This window comes from Exiguobacterium sp. s163, from assembly GCF_018617135.1.
Classification (GTDB): Bacteria; Bacillota; Bacilli; order Exiguobacteriales; family Exiguobacteriaceae; genus Exiguobacterium; species Exiguobacterium profundum.
Genome location: NZ_JACSJN010000004.1, coordinates 237,412 through 252,833 on the forward strand (window position 1 = coordinate 237,412; position 15,422 = coordinate 252,833).

Annotated in this window: 17 protein-coding genes and 1 pseudogene; 3 read left to right on the plus strand and 15 right to left on the minus strand. The window is 44.9% G+C overall.

Features of this window, described 5'->3' with window-relative positions; all coding sequences use genetic code 11:
- Positions 1 to 45: 45 nt before the first annotated feature.
- A complete protein-coding gene (gene hisJ, locus KNO71_RS12165) occupies positions 46 to 864 on the plus strand; it encodes a histidinol-phosphatase HisJ (RefSeq protein ID WP_078146777.1) in 819 nt (272 codons plus the stop codon).
- A 151-nt stretch (positions 865 to 1,015) separates the two neighbouring features.
- Here hisJ and KNO71_RS12170 read toward each other — a convergent pair whose 3' ends face one another.
- From KNO71_RS12170 to KNO71_RS12230, 13 genes and pseudogenes are all read right to left on the minus strand, one after another.
- Positions 1,016 to 1,366 carry a hypothetical protein gene (locus KNO71_RS12170; protein ID WP_078146776.1) on the minus strand — a complete coding sequence of 117 codons (351 nt, stop codon included), beginning with the start codon at positions 1,364 to 1,366 and terminating at the stop codon, positions 1,016 to 1,018.
- A gap of 199 nt (positions 1,367 to 1,565) precedes the next feature.
- A complete protein-coding gene (locus tag KNO71_RS12175) occupies positions 1,566 to 2,141 on the minus strand; it encodes a deoxycytidylate deaminase (RefSeq protein WP_078146775.1) in 576 nt (191 codons plus the stop codon).
- 50 nt (positions 2,142 to 2,191) lie between these two features.
- The gene (locus tag KNO71_RS12180; protein ID WP_078146774.1) at positions 2,192 to 3,421 is read right to left on the minus strand and encodes a toxic anion resistance protein; all 1,230 of its coding nucleotides are present in this window, start codon (positions 3,419 to 3,421) and stop codon (positions 2,192 to 2,194) included.
- A complete protein-coding gene (locus KNO71_RS12185; RefSeq protein ID WP_078146773.1) occupies positions 3,405 to 4,127 on the minus strand; it encodes a 5-bromo-4-chloroindolyl phosphate hydrolysis family protein in 723 nt (240 codons plus the stop codon). The genes KNO71_RS12180 and KNO71_RS12185 overlap by 17 nt, the downstream gene beginning before the upstream one ends.
- 198 nt (positions 4,128 to 4,325) lie before the next feature.
- Positions 4,326 to 5,678, minus strand: coding sequence for a sodium-dependent transporter (locus KNO71_RS12190; RefSeq protein ID WP_214688833.1), 1,353 nt, complete (start codon positions 5,676 to 5,678; stop codon positions 4,326 to 4,328).
- 121 nt (positions 5,679 to 5,799) lie between these two features.
- On the minus strand, positions 5,800 to 6,672 hold the full coding sequence (locus KNO71_RS12195) for a diacylglycerol/lipid kinase family protein (protein ID WP_214688835.1): 873 nt from the start codon (positions 6,670 to 6,672) through the stop codon (positions 5,800 to 5,802).
- Positions 6,669 to 8,174, minus strand: a complete 1,506-nt coding sequence (locus tag KNO71_RS12200) for an ABC transporter permease/substrate-binding protein (RefSeq protein ID WP_214688837.1) — start codon at positions 8,172 to 8,174, stop codon at positions 6,669 to 6,671. Before KNO71_RS12200 ends, KNO71_RS12195 begins: the two co-directional genes overlap by 4 nt.
- Positions 8,175 to 8,184: 10 nt before the next feature.
- Positions 8,185 to 8,901, minus strand: a pseudogene (locus KNO71_RS12205) (ABC transporter ATP-binding protein); the annotation flags it as partial.
- A gap of 107 nt (positions 8,902 to 9,008) precedes the next feature.
- A complete protein-coding gene (locus KNO71_RS12210; RefSeq protein ID WP_251031987.1) occupies positions 9,009 to 9,722 on the minus strand; it encodes a 3D domain-containing protein in 714 nt (237 codons plus the stop codon).
- Between the two features lie 238 nt (positions 9,723 to 9,960).
- A complete protein-coding gene (locus tag KNO71_RS12215) occupies positions 9,961 to 10,413 on the minus strand; it encodes a hypothetical protein (protein WP_078146768.1) in 453 nt (150 codons plus the stop codon).
- Entirely contained in the window at positions 10,410 to 11,585 is a 1,176-nt protein-coding gene (locus tag KNO71_RS12220; protein WP_251031988.1) for a DUF2157 domain-containing protein, read from the minus strand. The genes KNO71_RS12215 and KNO71_RS12220 overlap by 4 nt, the downstream gene beginning before the upstream one ends.
- 25 nt (positions 11,586 to 11,610) lie before the next feature.
- Positions 11,611 to 11,811: a DUF2187 family protein gene (locus KNO71_RS12225; protein WP_012726121.1), complete on the minus strand. Its 201-nt coding sequence runs from the start codon at positions 11,809 to 11,811 to the stop codon at positions 11,611 to 11,613.
- A gap of 40 nt (positions 11,812 to 11,851) precedes the next feature.
- Positions 11,852 to 12,475, minus strand: coding sequence for an NUDIX hydrolase (locus KNO71_RS12230; RefSeq protein WP_270814078.1), 624 nt, complete (start codon positions 12,473 to 12,475; stop codon positions 11,852 to 11,854).
- Between the two features lie 112 nt (positions 12,476 to 12,587).
- Between KNO71_RS12230 and KNO71_RS12235 the strand changes: the two genes are divergently transcribed.
- On the plus strand, positions 12,588 to 14,126 hold the full coding sequence (locus KNO71_RS12235) for an FAD-dependent monooxygenase (RefSeq protein WP_078146765.1): 1,539 nt from the start codon (positions 12,588 to 12,590) through the stop codon (positions 14,124 to 14,126).
- Positions 14,127 to 14,178: 52 nt separating this feature from the next.
- Here the strand turns inward: KNO71_RS12235 and KNO71_RS12240 are convergent, their stop codons facing one another.
- Positions 14,179 to 14,427, minus strand: a complete 249-nt coding sequence (locus KNO71_RS12240) for a hypothetical protein (protein ID WP_012726118.1) — start codon at positions 14,425 to 14,427, stop codon at positions 14,179 to 14,181.
- A 95-nt stretch (positions 14,428 to 14,522) separates the two neighbouring features.
- Between KNO71_RS12240 and KNO71_RS12245 the strand changes: the two genes are divergently transcribed.
- The gene (locus tag KNO71_RS12245; protein WP_012726117.1) at positions 14,523 to 14,810 is read left to right on the plus strand and encodes a hypothetical protein; all 288 of its coding nucleotides are present in this window, start codon (positions 14,523 to 14,525) and stop codon (positions 14,808 to 14,810) included.
- Positions 14,811 to 14,844: 34 nt separating this feature from the next.
- Here KNO71_RS12245 and KNO71_RS12250 read toward each other — a convergent pair whose 3' ends face one another.
- The gene (locus tag KNO71_RS12250; protein WP_214684439.1) at positions 14,845 to 15,420 is read right to left on the minus strand and encodes an NERD domain-containing protein; all 576 of its coding nucleotides are present in this window, start codon (positions 15,418 to 15,420) and stop codon (positions 14,845 to 14,847) included.
- Positions 15,421 to 15,422: the final 2 nt, after the last annotated feature.

Consider the following 15,422-nt stretch of genomic DNA (forward strand, 5'->3'; position numbering starts at 1 on the left):
GATAAACACCTGTCAACCAAATGAACTGAAAAGGACGTGTAATCGATGTTTAACTTTACCCACGATGGCCATGTGCATACCCCTTTTTGTCCACACGGTACAAATGACCCGATTGAACACTATATTCAAGTCGGAATCGAAAAAGGCTTGCAAACGATGACGTTCACAGAACATGCGCCTTTCCCCCTATCGTTCACCGACCCGGTCCCGAATCAAGACTCGGCGATGTCGATTGATCTACTTCCAGAATACCTCGATACGTTGCATCAGATGAAACAGCAGTATCAAGCGGTTATCGACATTAAAGTTGGATTAGAAGTCGACTTATTGCCTCATTTAGAGAAAGAGACCATTGCCTTACTCAAGCCTTTCGCACCATTGATTGATGAAGTCATTTTATCGCAACATTTCCTATATAGAGATGGCGCCTATATGCCGATTGATTATTCTGCCGAGACGTTTGATGAACTCATCAAAGCGTTTGGCTCATTCGAGAGCGTCTTGAGAGCTTATTATGAGTCGATTGAACAGGGTCTCTCATTTTCGTGGGAAGACATCCGTGTCGCTCGTATCGGACATCTCGATCTCCCGATAAAGTATCAAAGAAACTATGAATGGGACCGCTCAAAAGTAAAAGAGGAAGAAATACGTCTGTTACAGATGATTGCCGACCGGGGATTCGGACTTGACTTCAACACGGCCGGACTCCGAAAACCGGATTGTGGGGTACCTTACGTCGCCGGACTTGCAAAATCCGCGAACGACCTGCACATCCCGTTCACGATGGGTTCGGATGCGCACCTCGCTCAAGATGTGGCGGCTGGATTCGACTTCATTGAACAAAAAAAAGCCACGTTCCTATGAACGTGGCTTTTTGACAGCGATCTAGCTATCTAGATCCCCATGCTTATGGTTGACAACGATATGGCGTTCCATTTCTTCATCTGTAAACATCATACCATAAGGAATAAAAGATGCAATAAAAAATTGGGTGAAATGGTTCACCCAATTGAGGTCACATTGCCGCATATAATGTTTTCAAGTCGTTTGTCGCTTCCTCGTCCATTTGAATGGCCACGAGTTCAACGTATTGGAGCGCTGGATCTTGATCTTTCGACAATGCGACAATCTCAGCAGCCGCCTTATCTAATGCCAACAAGATTCCTGATACACCAAGCGTCGGATAGTATCGAAGGAGTGCACGAACATGTTTAATCTCTGATACTTCATTTCCGTTAATGGTTAATGATTTGACGGCAAGCTCCTTGTGCATGCCAATCGCAAATTTATCTTCCCACACTTCTTCGAGTGTGATCAACGCCTCTACTTCATATGCACCATCTGTAAAGCGAACGAGTTTTTCCATGTGTAAATTCCCCTCTCTTGAATCTACTTTTATTATATAAGAGATTTTAAAGTGTAGATTGTGAAATATTGAACATTATGTGTAAAGTTTGTCTCACCTCATTTTGAACAAAAAAAAAGCCCCTCCGAGGAGGGACGAATAATGGAAGAGTAAAACACCATTGGCAGTACATTAATAATATATCATCTAATGAAAACGTTTACAATGTATTTTTGTACATTTTTTCAAGTGGCATATGTAACACTTCAATTCCGCTTTCACGCATCAATTCTAACCCATCCCCATGCTCATAACCGACAGCATAAACGACTCGCGCGACGCGTGCCGCAATTAAGGCGAGTGAACAGGCATGACATGGTGAATGCGTGACATACGCCGTCGCACCAAATGCATTCGTTGAATCGGCAGCGAGTTTTCCAATCGCGTTGATTTCTGCATGGATTTCATGTTGCTTCGACCAGTGATGGTGATCATATGGGTCTGTACACTTGATATATGTCACGCCATCTCGGATGAGTCGTGCCGGTTCGTTGATCATATCGAGATCCGTCGATGCAACATAGTCGGCATGCTTATAGAACCCATCTTCTTGCTTGATATAGATTTCATTACAGTTCGTATGACCAGATGGTGTACCATTGAGACCAATTGAAATCGGTTTTTCGTCTTTTACAATGACACAGGCCACACTCTTCGATGCACACTTCGAGTGCCGCTCGGCCATCATATCAGCGAATAATAACCACGTCTCATCCCACAATCGTTGCTTCTCCACTCCAGTCCCTCCTCGTCGAAAAGGAAAGTCTGATTGCTCAGACTTCCCCCTTAGTATCCAGTGTCCTTTGGTAGTTCTTTATTTTTCGAAGCGATTTCGATGACCTTCTCCTTCAATTCGTGCTCCATGCGGTCAAGTTCGCGCTCGGCGTCACGACGTTTTTGCTTCCCTTCTTGCTGGATGCGTAATGTTTCATCCAACGTAGAAAGTAAGTTCTCGTGAGCGACTTTCAGTGATTCAACAGAGACAATCCCTTTTTCATTCTCTTGAGCAATTTCAATCGATGAATCTTTGAGCATCTTCGAGTTCTGCTCAAGCAGTTGATTTGTCGTCTTCGTCACGTCCTGCTGCATACGAAGTGCCGTTTTCTGGCGCGTCAAGCTGAGTGCAAGAACGACTTGGTTTTTCCAAAGCGGAATCGTGTTGACGACCGCTGACTCGATCTTTTCAGCGAGGATTTGGTTATTCTGCTGAATGACCCGAATTTGAGGTGCCATTTGAAGGCTGATGGTACGACTCAATTTTAAGTCGTGCAACTTTTTCTCAAAACGGTCCGCTAATTGAATCATATCGTTCAATTGTTGAAGCTTCGATTGATCTTTAGAAATTTCTACTTCTTGACGTAACGGGGCAATCTCGTGTTCCCGTACATGGTCAAGTTTTGTCTCACCCGCGGCGATATAGACGTTCAACTCTTCGAAATATCGCTTGTTCTTATCATACATTTGATCGAGCATCGTGATGTCTTTCATGAGACCAAACTTCGCACGATCGAGGTTATGGATGACCTCTTCCAAATAGACATTCATTTTTTCGAACTGAAGCTTATAGTTTTCAGCCTTCTTCTTCGCACGACCGATGAGCGGAATGTTATCCATGAAACTCTTTTTTTCCGGTTGAAGCATATCTGGGTCCATCTTACGGACGTTTTGCATCAAGTCAGACAACAGTTTCCCGGCATCGCCGCCATCTTTCATCCGCACTTCCGTCAAAATTTGATCAGAGAATTGGGAAAGTTCGCGCTGGACATTCGACCCGAACAACATAACAGAGTCTGTCTTTTTAATATCAATGGATTCAGCCAATCGTGTGATGCGCTCGCGATGCTCTTGAGGCACGTCTGGTTTCGCTTGAATGGCTGGCACTTCATGTGACTGTGTAACGGATGACCATTCGACAGATGGGTCACTGAACCCCTCCGTCTCCGTTTTTGTTTTCGTATCAGAAGTCAGTTCTTCTTCCGGCCATGACTGCCAGTTCGTTTCATTCGATGAAGTCATGTTTCTTTCTCCCTTCCGGCTGATCAGACAAGACGCGCTCCATCATGATCAGTTCACGTTCAAAGTCTACGGCGTCATCTTCAAGGAGACGTCCGCGTTGTTCTTTAAATTTATCGACAATTAGTCGCATATTTGTGATTAATTGTTCCCGAGTCTCTTCTTGAATGACGACCCGTTTTCCTTCAAGCTCTTTAAATTTCAAGACGACCGAGACGAGGGAATCTAAATAGAATGTGAACAGGTCTCGAACATGCTTTGCGTCTTGTGGATTTTCGAATAATTCTTCGAACAATTCGTGCGCTTCTTTCGAGACGGCCTTCATTTCACGCCTCACCTCTACATCCTTAATATCTGGAAGAACACGGTCGATTTGTTGTAACTTCTCATATCCTTGCTCAATCGTCCGTTGCAAAAATTGAAGCTCTAAATCGTCTGTCGCCTCGAACTGTCGCGTAGGCATCGGCTCTTCGATCGGTTTTAAGATCCTCGATCCAGAAAACGATTCTTCCTCATCGAGTAACAGTTTCTTCTTGGCACGTTTTGCCACCGTTGTCGGTGTTCGTTGACGCTGTTTGCGCTTGTTCGTCGACCACACTTCATTCAAGACGAGCGCCCCTACAATAATGAATAACCAGGAGAAATCGAATACGTTAATGGCAAAGTATATGACTGCCCCTGTCAGGGCCCATTTCATCCATGTTTTCATTCTTTTCACCTCATCTCATGTTACTTCTATTGTACATTACGAAACCACTCAACAAAAGTTTCGTCATCTCTATCATTTTAGCATAATAAAATTCGTCGATACCTCCGTCCACAGGTGTAGAATCAACTACCTATATCGACTACTTTCCCGTTGCGAGACGAAAAAAACCGTAGACTCATAGAGCCTACGGTTCGTTTGTTATGTGGTGATCCATGTAGATACCATGACGATCGCGACAGTTACAGGAATGACATAGCGAATGAGCGCATGCCAGATTGGGTAAAGCTTCACACCAGGTTTGGATGTTTCGATTTCATCCTTTAGGACACGTTGGTCAACGATGTAACCGACAAAGATGGAAGTCAAGAGTGCACCCGTCGGCATTAAAATATAGCTGACGAGATAGTCCATCGTATCGAAGAACGTCCGACCGTTCCAAATCTGTACATCACTCAAGAGTCCGAATGACAGCGCGGATGGTACTCCCACGATGAAGACGAGAAGAGCGGCTGTCACCGTCACTTTCTTTTTCGTCCATGATGATTTCTTTTCATTTAGACGATCGGTCACACCTGCGACGACGACTTCTAACATGGCAATCGACGATGTGATCGATGCGAAAGCAAACAATAAGAAGAACAAGACCATGAAGAATCCACCGAGCGGTACTTGGTTGAAGACTGCCGGTAAAACAACAAAGAGTAACGCTGGACCTTCAGCCGGATCAAGACCTGTTGCAAAGACTGCCGGGAAGATGGCTAGACCTGCTAAAAGTGAAACCGCAATGTTCAACAAGACAATCATGTTAGCCGACCGGTTCAATGTTCCTTTCGTCTTTATATAAGACGCATATGTCAGCATCGCTGCCACCCCTAACGATAAGGAGAAGAACGCCTGTCCGAGGGCAAACAATACCGATTCGCCAGTCAATGCAGAAAAGTCAGGCTGTAAGAAGAAACGAACGCCTTCCATCGCTCCGTCAAGCGTCAACGAGCGGACCACGAGAACTAAGAAACTGATGAACAAGAGTGGCATCAAAATTTTACTCATTCGTTCAATCCCTGCTTCAACGCCACGTAAGACAATTAAGAGTGTGATTAAGAGGAACAAGAATTGTCCGAGTACGGCAATTTCAGGTGTCGATACGACGTTCCCGAACACCTCACCAAATTCGTCAGCCGAACGTCCACTGAGCGTCCCACTTAAACCGAGTCCAATATAGATGAGGACCCATCCCCCAATAACACTATAGAAGGAAAGTAACAAGAAACAAGCAAGGACACCTAAGTAGCCGATAATGGTCCAACGGCCATGCCCTAACTGTTTGAAAGCAAGAAGCGCAGTCTTTTGAGTCGAACGTCCGACAATGAATTCTCCAATCAATAATGGCAGACCAAGTAATAATGTGAACGCCAAAAACATGAGTAAAAAGGCACCGCCCCCGCTCGTTCCGGTGACATATGGAAACTTCCAGATTGCACCTAAACCGATTGCTGACCCTGCGGCAGCTAGTATGAATCCAATTTTTGAGGCGAATGAATTTTGCGCCATGTTTACCCCTACTTCCTCTTTTTCATTTCATTTTCATAATAATAGTGAAATACTAACACGGTTCCAAGATGAGGACAACAAAAAACAGAGAAAAGTCTGAATACTTTTCTCTGTTGATGCTTTATGGCGTTAAAAACGTGAGGGCTCGCTCTCGAATCCGTATCGTCAAGTGATCGGTTTCGAAATGTTCACCATCGATATCAATGATTTGAGGTTCGTTTAACTCGACTTCAACATGTGAAGCCTGAAAGTGATTCCACTCCGCCGATTTTTGATCAAGACCGAGTTGCTGGGCTAACAATTGACGAATCATCGGAAATCCGATTGCCGAGCTGTGTACCACTTCTAGCAATCCATCGGAAAACGATTGTGTCTCAAGTTTGGTCGGGACCGTACCGAGATAACTCCCGTTCCCAACATAGAGAAAACTAACGTCACCTTCATACATTACTTCACTGCCCCGCCGAAGCGTGATGTTGAATGGGTCTGCTTCACGGAATTGACGGATGGTCGCTAAAAAATATCCGATTGAGCCTAATGATTCTTTTTCATCCGGATCGATTTGACGAGATGTATCCGCGATCAAACCGACGCCTACGAAATTGAGCGCATACATCTCATCGACTTGAATGACATCGACATATTGTTCGTGAGAGGAACGAATGATTTGAGCAGCCTGTGTCGGTTGAATTGGCAGTTCAAGCGCTCGTGCGAAGTCATTACATGTTCCTGCTGGAATGATGCCGACTGTCGGCCGTTCCTCGCGCTGTAAGGTCATTAACCCATTCACTACTTCGTTTAGCGTACCGTCCCCGCCAATGACAATCAGATGGTCGAACGATTCACTTGTTTCGGCTAATCGGAGCGCGTCCCCGATTTCCTGTGTCTTTTTGATGATGATTTCTTCATAGAGCGATTCAATCGTTCCGATGACTTCGCCGAGCATCGTTTCGCTCGTACCGGACTTCGGATTCGAAATAATCAAAGCTCTCATAGTAATCCTTCCTGTTCTAAGAAGTCTTTCGCTACATCGTACGCGCGTTCATTTCCGTACGCGACCCGTCGATTCAATTCAGACATTTGTTCGTCTGTGATTTTACCTGCGAGCTGATTGAGCGCATCCTCGATTTCTGGATACTCTTCAAGTGTCTCTTCCTTCATGAGTGGCGCTCCCTGGTATGGTGGGAAGAATTGACGATCGTCTTCTAAGACGACCAGGTCGTTCTCGGCAATATCAGGGTCCGTCGCATAGGCGTCTACTAAATTGACATCTCCTCGTGAGATGGCACGATAACGCAGTTTTTGCTCCATCGAGACGACAGATGGGAAATCAAGCCCATACTCGTTTTGAAGTCCTGGGTATCCGTCTTCACGGTCCGTGAATTCAAGCGTGAAACCGGCCTTGATGTCCGACTCGACATTCCGTAAATCAGAAATGGCCGTAATGCCTTCCGCTTCTGCATAATCACGTGGAATCGCGAGTGCATACGTGTTGTTAAATTTCATCGGTTCGAGCATCACATATCCATCTTCAGCAAGCGCTTCTCTTGCTTGCTCGTACACTTCACCGGCATCGTTTGACTCAGGCGTTTCTTTGACGAGACTCGCGAGTGCGGTCCCAGTGAATTCAGGGTAAATATCGACATCCCCTGATTGGAGGGCCCCCCATACGAATGTTGTTTCCCCAAAGTTCGGTTTCACAGATACAGTCAAATCCGTTTCTTCTTCAATCAATAATTTATACATATTCATTAAAATCTCTGGCTCAGGACCAAGTTTTCCGGCAACGACTAAGTCTGTTTCTTGCGAACGACCGAACGCGAGCGGTGTGACGATGACCAAGGCGAGGACAGTAGAAACAGCAATCAATTTCGCCTTGTTTCGAGTCGCCGTCGCACCTTCCATCTGACGCAACAAGAAGTCAAATAAGAGTGCCAAAATCGCGGCCGGGATGGCCCCGAGTAAAATTAAGTAATTGTCATTCCGGTTAATCCCGAGCAAAATCAGCGTACCGAGTCCACCTGCTCCGACTAAAGCAGCGAGCGTCGCCGTACCGACAATCAGAACCATCGCGGTCCGTATACCAGCCATGATGACCGGTAAAGCAAGCGGAAGTTCAACTTTCATCAAACTTTGATTCGGCTTCATCCCACAAGCTCGAGCGGCTTCAAGCAACGATTTATCCACTTCGTTTAAACCGGTGAACGTGTTTCGTAAAATAGGTAGGAGCGCATATAAGACAAGCGCAATAATGGCAGGTAATGCCCCGATTCCAACGAGCGGAATCATTAATCCGAGTAAGGCAAGCGACGGAATCGTTTGAATAATCGCAGTGACACCAATGGCGGTTTCGGCGATTTTCTTACGGCGCGTCAGCCAGATTCCCAATGGTACGGCAATCAATACGGCAATCAAAAGCGATACGACAGAGAGCTGTAAGTGCTCAATCAGTGCCTCGACAAGCTGTCCTTGTCTATTTTGGAACGTCTCAAGCATCTAGCTCACCTCTTCCGCGTTGTGTAAATTCTAAGACGAATGGGTCTTCACTCGCCAATATCTCCTCAGGCGTACCGATCAACATGAGTTCCCCGTCACGCATCAACGCGATGCGATCACCAAGCTTCATCGCTTCTTGCATGTCGTGTGTGACAAATAAAATGGTTTTCCCGAGCTCATCATTTAATCGTTTAATGTCATCTTGCAATTGACCACGGCTGATCGGATCAAGCGCAGAAAAGGGTTCGTCCATAAGGATGACGTCAGGGTCTGCAGCTAAGGCACGCAATACGCCGACGCGTTGCTGTTGTCCTCCTGATAATTCTGCTGGCTTCTTCGAGCGAAGTTTCGGGTCCAGTCCGGCGATTTTCATTAATTCGGTCACTCGCTCTTTTGTTCGGTCTTTTTTCCACTTTAATAATTCCGGTACGACAGAAATATTTTCTTCCACAGTTAAGTGAGGGAATAATGCAATCTGTTGGAGTACATAACCGATATTACGGCGTAGTTCAAAAATATCGAATTGATAGATTTCTTTTCCATCGATTAAAATTTTCCCATCCGTATGATCGATTAATCGATTCACCATTTTCATCGTCGTGGTCTTGCCACAACCTGAAGGACCGATCAATACAAATATTTCTCCTTTTTCTACAGTTAAACTCAAGTCTTTGACGGCTAACGTCCCGTCTTCATAACGTTTTGATACATCACGAAACTCAATCAACCTGATCCCTCCTCAACTATTTCCAAAATGGAAATTCAAATATTATTTTGCCCGTTTCTCTACTTTGTTAAACAAAAAAAGGCTCTCCTAATTGGAGAACCTGATTTTTAGTATAGCGTTACTTCAATATGTCGACGCCCCCATTGGATCGCGTCCTGTTTTGAATCGACTAATAAATCGACGATATGACCTTTGATTCGGCCACCTGTATCAAGGGCGATCGCATCACCGACACCTTGAATATGGACTTTAGAGCCTAATGGGATGATGGCTGGGTCGACTGCGATAATTCGCATCCCGTTATAATAAATCGAGTCGGTCACATCATGACCCGTGGCCGTTAATACACGACCGCCGTATGCCTTATTATCTGCAACATCATTTGAATAAGCCGTCGATTCGACTGTAATAACCTTTTTAGATGTAGATACCGGTGTCGCACTGACTGTTTGCGTAGCTGAAGTCGACGTTTTTGCAGCTGTTACCTGTTCCGCTGCTTTTCGCTCCTTTTCCGCTTTTCGTTCTGCTTCAAGTTTCGCAAGTCTTGCTTTCTCGGCTTCTTCTTTTGCTTTCTCTTCTGCAAGACGTTCTGCTTCGATCCGCTTCTCTTCTGCGATACGTTTTTCTTCAGCAAGTTTCTTTTGGCGGGCGATTTCTTTTTGTCGTTCTTCTTCAATTGCTTGTCGTTCTAGTTCAAGCGGGTTTTGTACGATTTTCTGTTCTGTCCCGATTCCGATTTGAGCAGCATCTGCCTGATCCATGAATGTGAACAGCCCCATCATCGTAGCTCCAATGACGATCATATATTTTAATAATTTCATCGTAGTAAGGTCATCACCTTTCTCGTTATGTAACGAACAGATGTTAATTTACCACGACAAGTCCCGTCAAAGTAGTGATTTTATCGAAGTGAAACATTCCTGACATATGGCAAAAAAAGTGGTTACAGATTGTAATAATTGAAAAAAACGTTGGTATTCCTTATGTTCACAAAAAAATTACAGATTCGTTACAATCAGCCGTGTAACAAACCTGTAATCTTCCTGTCATGATTAAATCTTATTCATTTGACTCAATTTCATACATTCTGAGCATCCCCCACGGTGCGACATCAACTTGAACCGTGAACGATTGCTTTCCTTTTATGGCATCTATCTCATTTTGAGACACACGATACGAACCCATTTCTTCTATATAAAGAAGTCGATCATAATAGTTTGCCCGAATACCACCAAAAAACGGTTTTGACTCAATTCGATCGATGACAGCATAGCCCTCTTCCCCTTCTTTAAAGGACACATAGACCGTTCCGGTTTCGACATCTTGTCTTCCTTTGAAGGCATCATATTCGAGATAGATGGAATCTCCAAAATAAGGATCATATGGCTCGAACGAAGACCCTTTAAACGTGTACGTCTCTCCGACCCACGAAATAGCATAAACAAGTACCACAAAGACGATTGCAATCAGGACTTGGGCAACCGGGATCACCCAAACAGAAAACCGTTTCATGTCGTCACATCCCCTCTCGTTCGATTACGCCACCATAATGCGAGTGACAACGCAAAGACGATTAACGCACCAATCAAGAAGAAGAGTGAGATATCGAGCCGGTCCCATACGTAGATAAAGTAAATTGTCATTTGAACGATTAAGAAATAGATGAAAGCGAATATTGTCGGTTGTCGTGTCACGTCTTGGCGAATCAAGTACGTAAGTGCAATCACCTCGATGATGACCGCCAGTAAAACTCCTGAATCTTCAAAAAGTGCAAATGGGATGACTGCAAGGAAACTTACCCAGAGAAGGTCGTTTCGTCTGTGAATCAAATAGACGGCAACGAGTGCCACCGACAAAAGTGTCGCTTCAATGACAGAAGGCGGTCTTTGGGAGAGCCAACTTTCTGTCACGTTAATTAAATAACCAATTGATAGAACGGCCGCAGTGAACAGATACGTTGCTTGCCATGCGGCTTGTTTTCGATAGAACAAGAGCAATACATGCAAGATGACGAGTGACCAAAGCGGCCACAGTCTTCCCTCATAATCGATATACTGGCCGAAAATATTGAGAAGGCCATAAAAGGTTAGCCAGGCAAACGTGCGGTCCAACGATTCATCGACGAAATGGAACCACACCCATGTCACGATTAGAGCAATCCCAATCAAAATCAGCCCGATGCTTTCGAAACTATTGGTGATGGCTAAAAATGCAGCGATTGCGGTGATCATAGAGAATATGACATGCTCATACGAGATGCGATGAAGTACTGCCATCGCAAAGATAATCCAGAACAATAGAGTCAATTGGCCAGACAGGTTATACGTCGTGAAAATGACCGCCATGGTCGCGATAAAGAAAACGAACCCTAGTACACGTAACAGCGTGACATATCTTGGGGTTTTTAAGCGAACCCGCTCGGCAAACACATAAAATCCAACCATAAATAAAAGAAACAAACCGATTTTCAAAAGGTCAGGAATCGCTTGCCAGTTGGCTGCGACGAAACTGAAAAGGCTAAGAGCCAACAAAATGGATCCGACAATGACCAAAACGGGCGGCTTGTGATCATGTTGCTCACTAGCCGCCCGTCGTTTATGTTCATAGTCGACTAGTTTTAACCCTGTCGCTTCATCCAATAAACCCGCCTCTTGCCATTCACGTACTTTTTTGTCAATGGACATCTGAATCATCCCTTTCAGAAAAAGGTCAGCTGGCGCGTTCAATCAATTCCAATTCTGATTTTAGTAAAACTTGTTTCTCGAACTCGAGTCCGAGCTGTTGAAACTCTTCCATGATTGAGACGTCACCGATCACAGTATTGGTCAGTACGGCGGTCACTTCAGCGACCCATCCTTCACGAGTCGACTTCACGATATCACCTACGAGGAATTCTTCAGACACACCCATTCACTTCCAATCTAAATTTGTTTCTATCATTATAACGAAATTATAACCGTTTGAATACGTTTTCTTTTATCCGTTTAATAAATTGTGTCAAGAATTTTCCAGTAAGTCCCCAAATGATGTAGTCTTCATGTTCATAAAAAGGTTCTTTCATTTTAATTACCCGTTTCTTGTACGCTTTAGCATTCGCCAATCGATCTAACGGAATATTTTGATCCGGACTCATTGTCCATTCCATCTCTCCGTGGAATGGATCAATCATGAGCAAGGTAGAAATCGGTACGGTAAACAAATGATCGACCTCATCCGTCCCTTCCACACTCGGTACTTCCGATAGAATTCCGACAAACGGATAAATCAATTGACGATGAGGCGTAGCAAGCGGTCGCAATTTGCCTACGACTTCTACTTTATCTGCAGAAATCTCTAACTCTTCGCATGTTTCTCGGATTGCCGCTTCTACGGGTGTTTCTCCTTTTTCAAGGCGTCCCCCTGGAAATGAAATCTCCCCAGGTTGCTGCCGCATCGTGTGGGCGCGTACCTCAAACACGACGTGCCATTCCTGATCGATTTGAACGAGTGGGATTAACACTGCCGCTGTCTGTTCATAATCTTCATCCATTGTAAAACTATCTCGAATTTTTTCTTCTGTGATCCATGGCTGCACAATGCTCACTCACCTTCCATCATCGAATATCATATATCGTTCTATACCCTACTTTTCGTTTAGTCGCTGCCAATGTCGGAAATATCATTATTAATGATAGGAGTTGATCAGCGTGGACGAACAAGTGGATGTATTGATTGTCGGTGCCGGACCAACCGGCCTGACGCTCGGACTCACCTTAGCCAGATATGGCGTATCTTTTCAAATCATTGATCGTAAGACGACCCCGTCGGACAATTCACGAGCCATCGGGATCCAGCCGCGGACCATCGAAGTGTTTTCTCGTTTAGATGTTGCGCAAGAAGTGCTAGAGCGTGCCCGAACAATCGAGCGGGGGAATCTATATTTTTCGGGACAGTGGACAGCAAAGCTTGAGTTCTCCAAACTTGTGACCCCTTATCCGTTCGTGACGTTGTTACGTCAAAATGAAACCGAAGAGATTTTGGAACGTGCCCTACGAAACCATGGACATGTTGTGAAGCGTGGGGAAACCTTGTCATCCATTACCCAATATCCATCCCGTACCATCGCACATTTGACCGCGACTGATGGGGTGACTCGTGCCGTTGAAGCGAAATATGTTGTCGCCGCCGATGGAGCAAACAGCTCGGTTCGTCGGATGCTCGCCCTTCCGTTTAGCGGTAAATCATTTAAAGAGGCTTGGGTGTTAGCCGATTTAAAGGCGGATTGGCCGATATCCCGGGAAGAGGTTCATATCTTTTTTTCGGATCGAGGAGTGCTTGAAGTCTTCCCGCTCACGGATGAAACAATTCGTATCACGGGAAACTTGAGAACGGATGAATCATTCCAAGAATCGGAACTTCAAGAATTGGTGGAGCAACGCAGTCATATGCCGGTCCATATTCACGATGTTGAATGGTTCTCTTTATTCCGTGTGCACAATCGCATGGTCGATACGTTCATCCATAATCGCATCATTCTCATGGGGGATGCGGCACATATTAACTCCCCGGTCGGCGGACAAGGGATGAACACCGGGATAGCGGATGCCTTCAACTTAGGTTGGAAACTGTGGTTACATCTCAAAACTGGCGCTCCCCATCACGTCGTGTCCACCTATCGGGACGAGCGCGAACATGTTGCCCGCAATGTGCTACAGACGACGAATATCGCAACGGAGATGTTGCAGACGACCCTCCCGATGCTTTTGCCGTTCCAAGCAATCGGTGCGGATGTCTTCACTCGCGTCAATCTCGTCAACCAAAAAATCACCGAACGGATTTCTCAGCTCCATTTATCGTATCCGAATGCGCTTCGGTTACCGTTTCGTCGCGTCGCGGAAGGAAAGATCTTTCCGGAGACTGAGATTTTACGAACGGATGACGGGTTTCGGACAAAAATATCCGAAATCGCGGACGGACGGTTTCAAGTGCTCGTATTTGACGACGGGAAACGTGATTTGACGTCCATTTATGACTATTTGAACAAGAACCAGCCGTTCATTCAAACGATTACCTTAACTAGGACGAGTCGCCCGTTTTTCGATCAAGGAAACGAACTAGCCAAATCACTTTTTATGAAACGTGGCATATTAGTCATTCGTCCAGACGGTTATTTGTTGCATAAGCAACATCATGTTCGCTTAAAGCCGTTACAGGACAAGTTGGCCGTCTGGCTGCCTTCCTCTTAAAGGTGTATAAATGGAGAGCCTCACCGAATGGGTGAAGCTCTCCATGTCATGACTATTCAACGTTTACATATAGAATACCTGGTTTCGAGAGCGTCAAATCGTAAAACGCTTCAAACGCCTCGATATCTTCTAATTTTCGGAAATCGATTTGATCTGTCTCTTCATTTGGAATGGCCACGATGATACCTTCCTCTGTCGATTTGATCATACCCGTTTGTCCGTTATGAATTCGAATATAGAGTACTTGCTGATTTTCTAGGAGTGAGATCGCCTCTCGTCTCGATTGAATCGGTTTTTTCATTTCATCCCCTCTTTTCCATTTCAGTATACCGTTCGCTCCATATTGCTTTCAACTCGCCACACCATTAAACTTGTGTAAAGAAGGGGTTGAAGGCATTGGAAACATTATTGATCATCGTACTCGCCATTTTGTTTGTCATTTTGGTCTCGATTCGGACAATTCGCAACTTAAAGTGGGTTCGTTTCGGTGAAGCATTCGGGAAACAAGGTGAAGAACTATTAGGTGATTATCATTATTTGACCGAGCAGGGCATCACCTGTCGTGTGGAACAAGGACTACCGACCGGTAAACTATTAAAGCCGCTCGCAAAAAACTTGGACGATCGCGTTGCACTGTTCGTTCACCGAGATGATGCGGCAAAAGCAAGAGAACTTTTAAAATAAGATGAAGGCCGAATACAATCATTCGGCCTTCATCTTATTTATGTACTTGTCGCTCAGAACAATAATAAGCGATTTGTTTGACGAGCGGCTCTGTCAACGTCTCAAGGTTCTTTTTATTGATCACTTGATCCACTAGAGCGAATGAATCTCCACAATTCGCCTTAATTCGTTCTAACTTCAATCGTTCCGTTTCCGGGAAAATTAAAAACGAATAGACGGGAATTGCTTGATTACACTCTTTTTTTAATCGTGACCGCACCTGTTTGGTCATCCGTTCTAATTCCGTGACAGGATGAGGATAAACCTGTTTCCACCCCATCGAGGTCTCGGTTCGACATTCACGGTTCGTCATATGGACGGGGGCTGGAGTTCGATTTAATTGAATCAAGAATACGCCTTTAGGTCCGACGAGCACGTAATGAACGAGATCATCCCCTAATTTGACTTGTTCAATCATCATCCAATCAAATCGGCATGTTTGTCTGATGTTTTCGACGAGACGATCTGTATAGCAGGTTGGTGCTTTCATCACTTCTTCTTTCACACGAAACAGCTTTTTTGTCTGTTGTTTGACTGGTTGTTTCTCCGTGGCCGTTAACACTTGCAACATGG

Coding starts and splice junctions, on each gene's coding strand:
- hisJ (WP_078146777.1), top strand. CDS start 46: ATGTTTAACTTTACCCACGATGGCCATGTGCATACCCCTTTTTGTCCA.
- KNO71_RS12170 (WP_078146776.1), bottom strand. CDS start 1,366: ATGGAAAAACTCGTTCGCTTTACAGATGGTGCATATGAAGTAGAGGCG.
- KNO71_RS12180 (WP_078146774.1), bottom strand. CDS start 3,421: ATGACTTCATCGAATGAAACGAACTGGCAGTCATGGCCGGAAGAAGAA.
- KNO71_RS12185 (WP_078146773.1), bottom strand. CDS start 4,127: ATGAAAACATGGATGAAATGGGCCCTGACAGGGGCAGTCATATACTTT.
- KNO71_RS12190 (WP_214688833.1), bottom strand. CDS start 5,678: ATGGCGCAAAATTCATTCGCCTCAAAAATTGGATTCATACTAGCTGCC.
- KNO71_RS12195 (WP_214688835.1), bottom strand. CDS start 6,672: ATGAGAGCTTTGATTATTTCGAATCCGAAGTCCGGTACGAGCGAAACG.
- KNO71_RS12200 (WP_214688837.1), bottom strand. CDS start 8,174: ATGCTTGAGACGTTCCAAAATAGACAAGGACAGCTTGTCGAGGCACTG.
- KNO71_RS12210 (WP_251031987.1), bottom strand. CDS start 9,722: ATGAAATTATTAAAATATATGATCGTCATTGGAGCTACGATGATGGGG.
- KNO71_RS12215 (WP_078146768.1), bottom strand. CDS start 10,413: ATGAAACGGTTTTCTGTTTGGGTGATCCCGGTTGCCCAAGTCCTGATT.
- KNO71_RS12220 (WP_251031988.1), bottom strand. CDS start 11,585: ATGTCCATTGACAAAAAAGTACGTGAATGGCAAGAGGCGGGTTTATTG.
- KNO71_RS12225 (WP_012726121.1), bottom strand. CDS start 11,811: ATGGGTGTGTCTGAAGAATTCCTCGTAGGTGATATCGTGAAGTCGACT.
- KNO71_RS12240 (WP_012726118.1), bottom strand. CDS start 14,427: ATGAAAAAACCGATTCAATCGAGACGAGAGGCGATCTCACTCCTAGAA.
- KNO71_RS12250 (WP_214684439.1), bottom strand. CDS start 15,420: ATGTTGCAAGTGTTAACGGCCACGGAGAAACAACCAGTCAAACAACAG.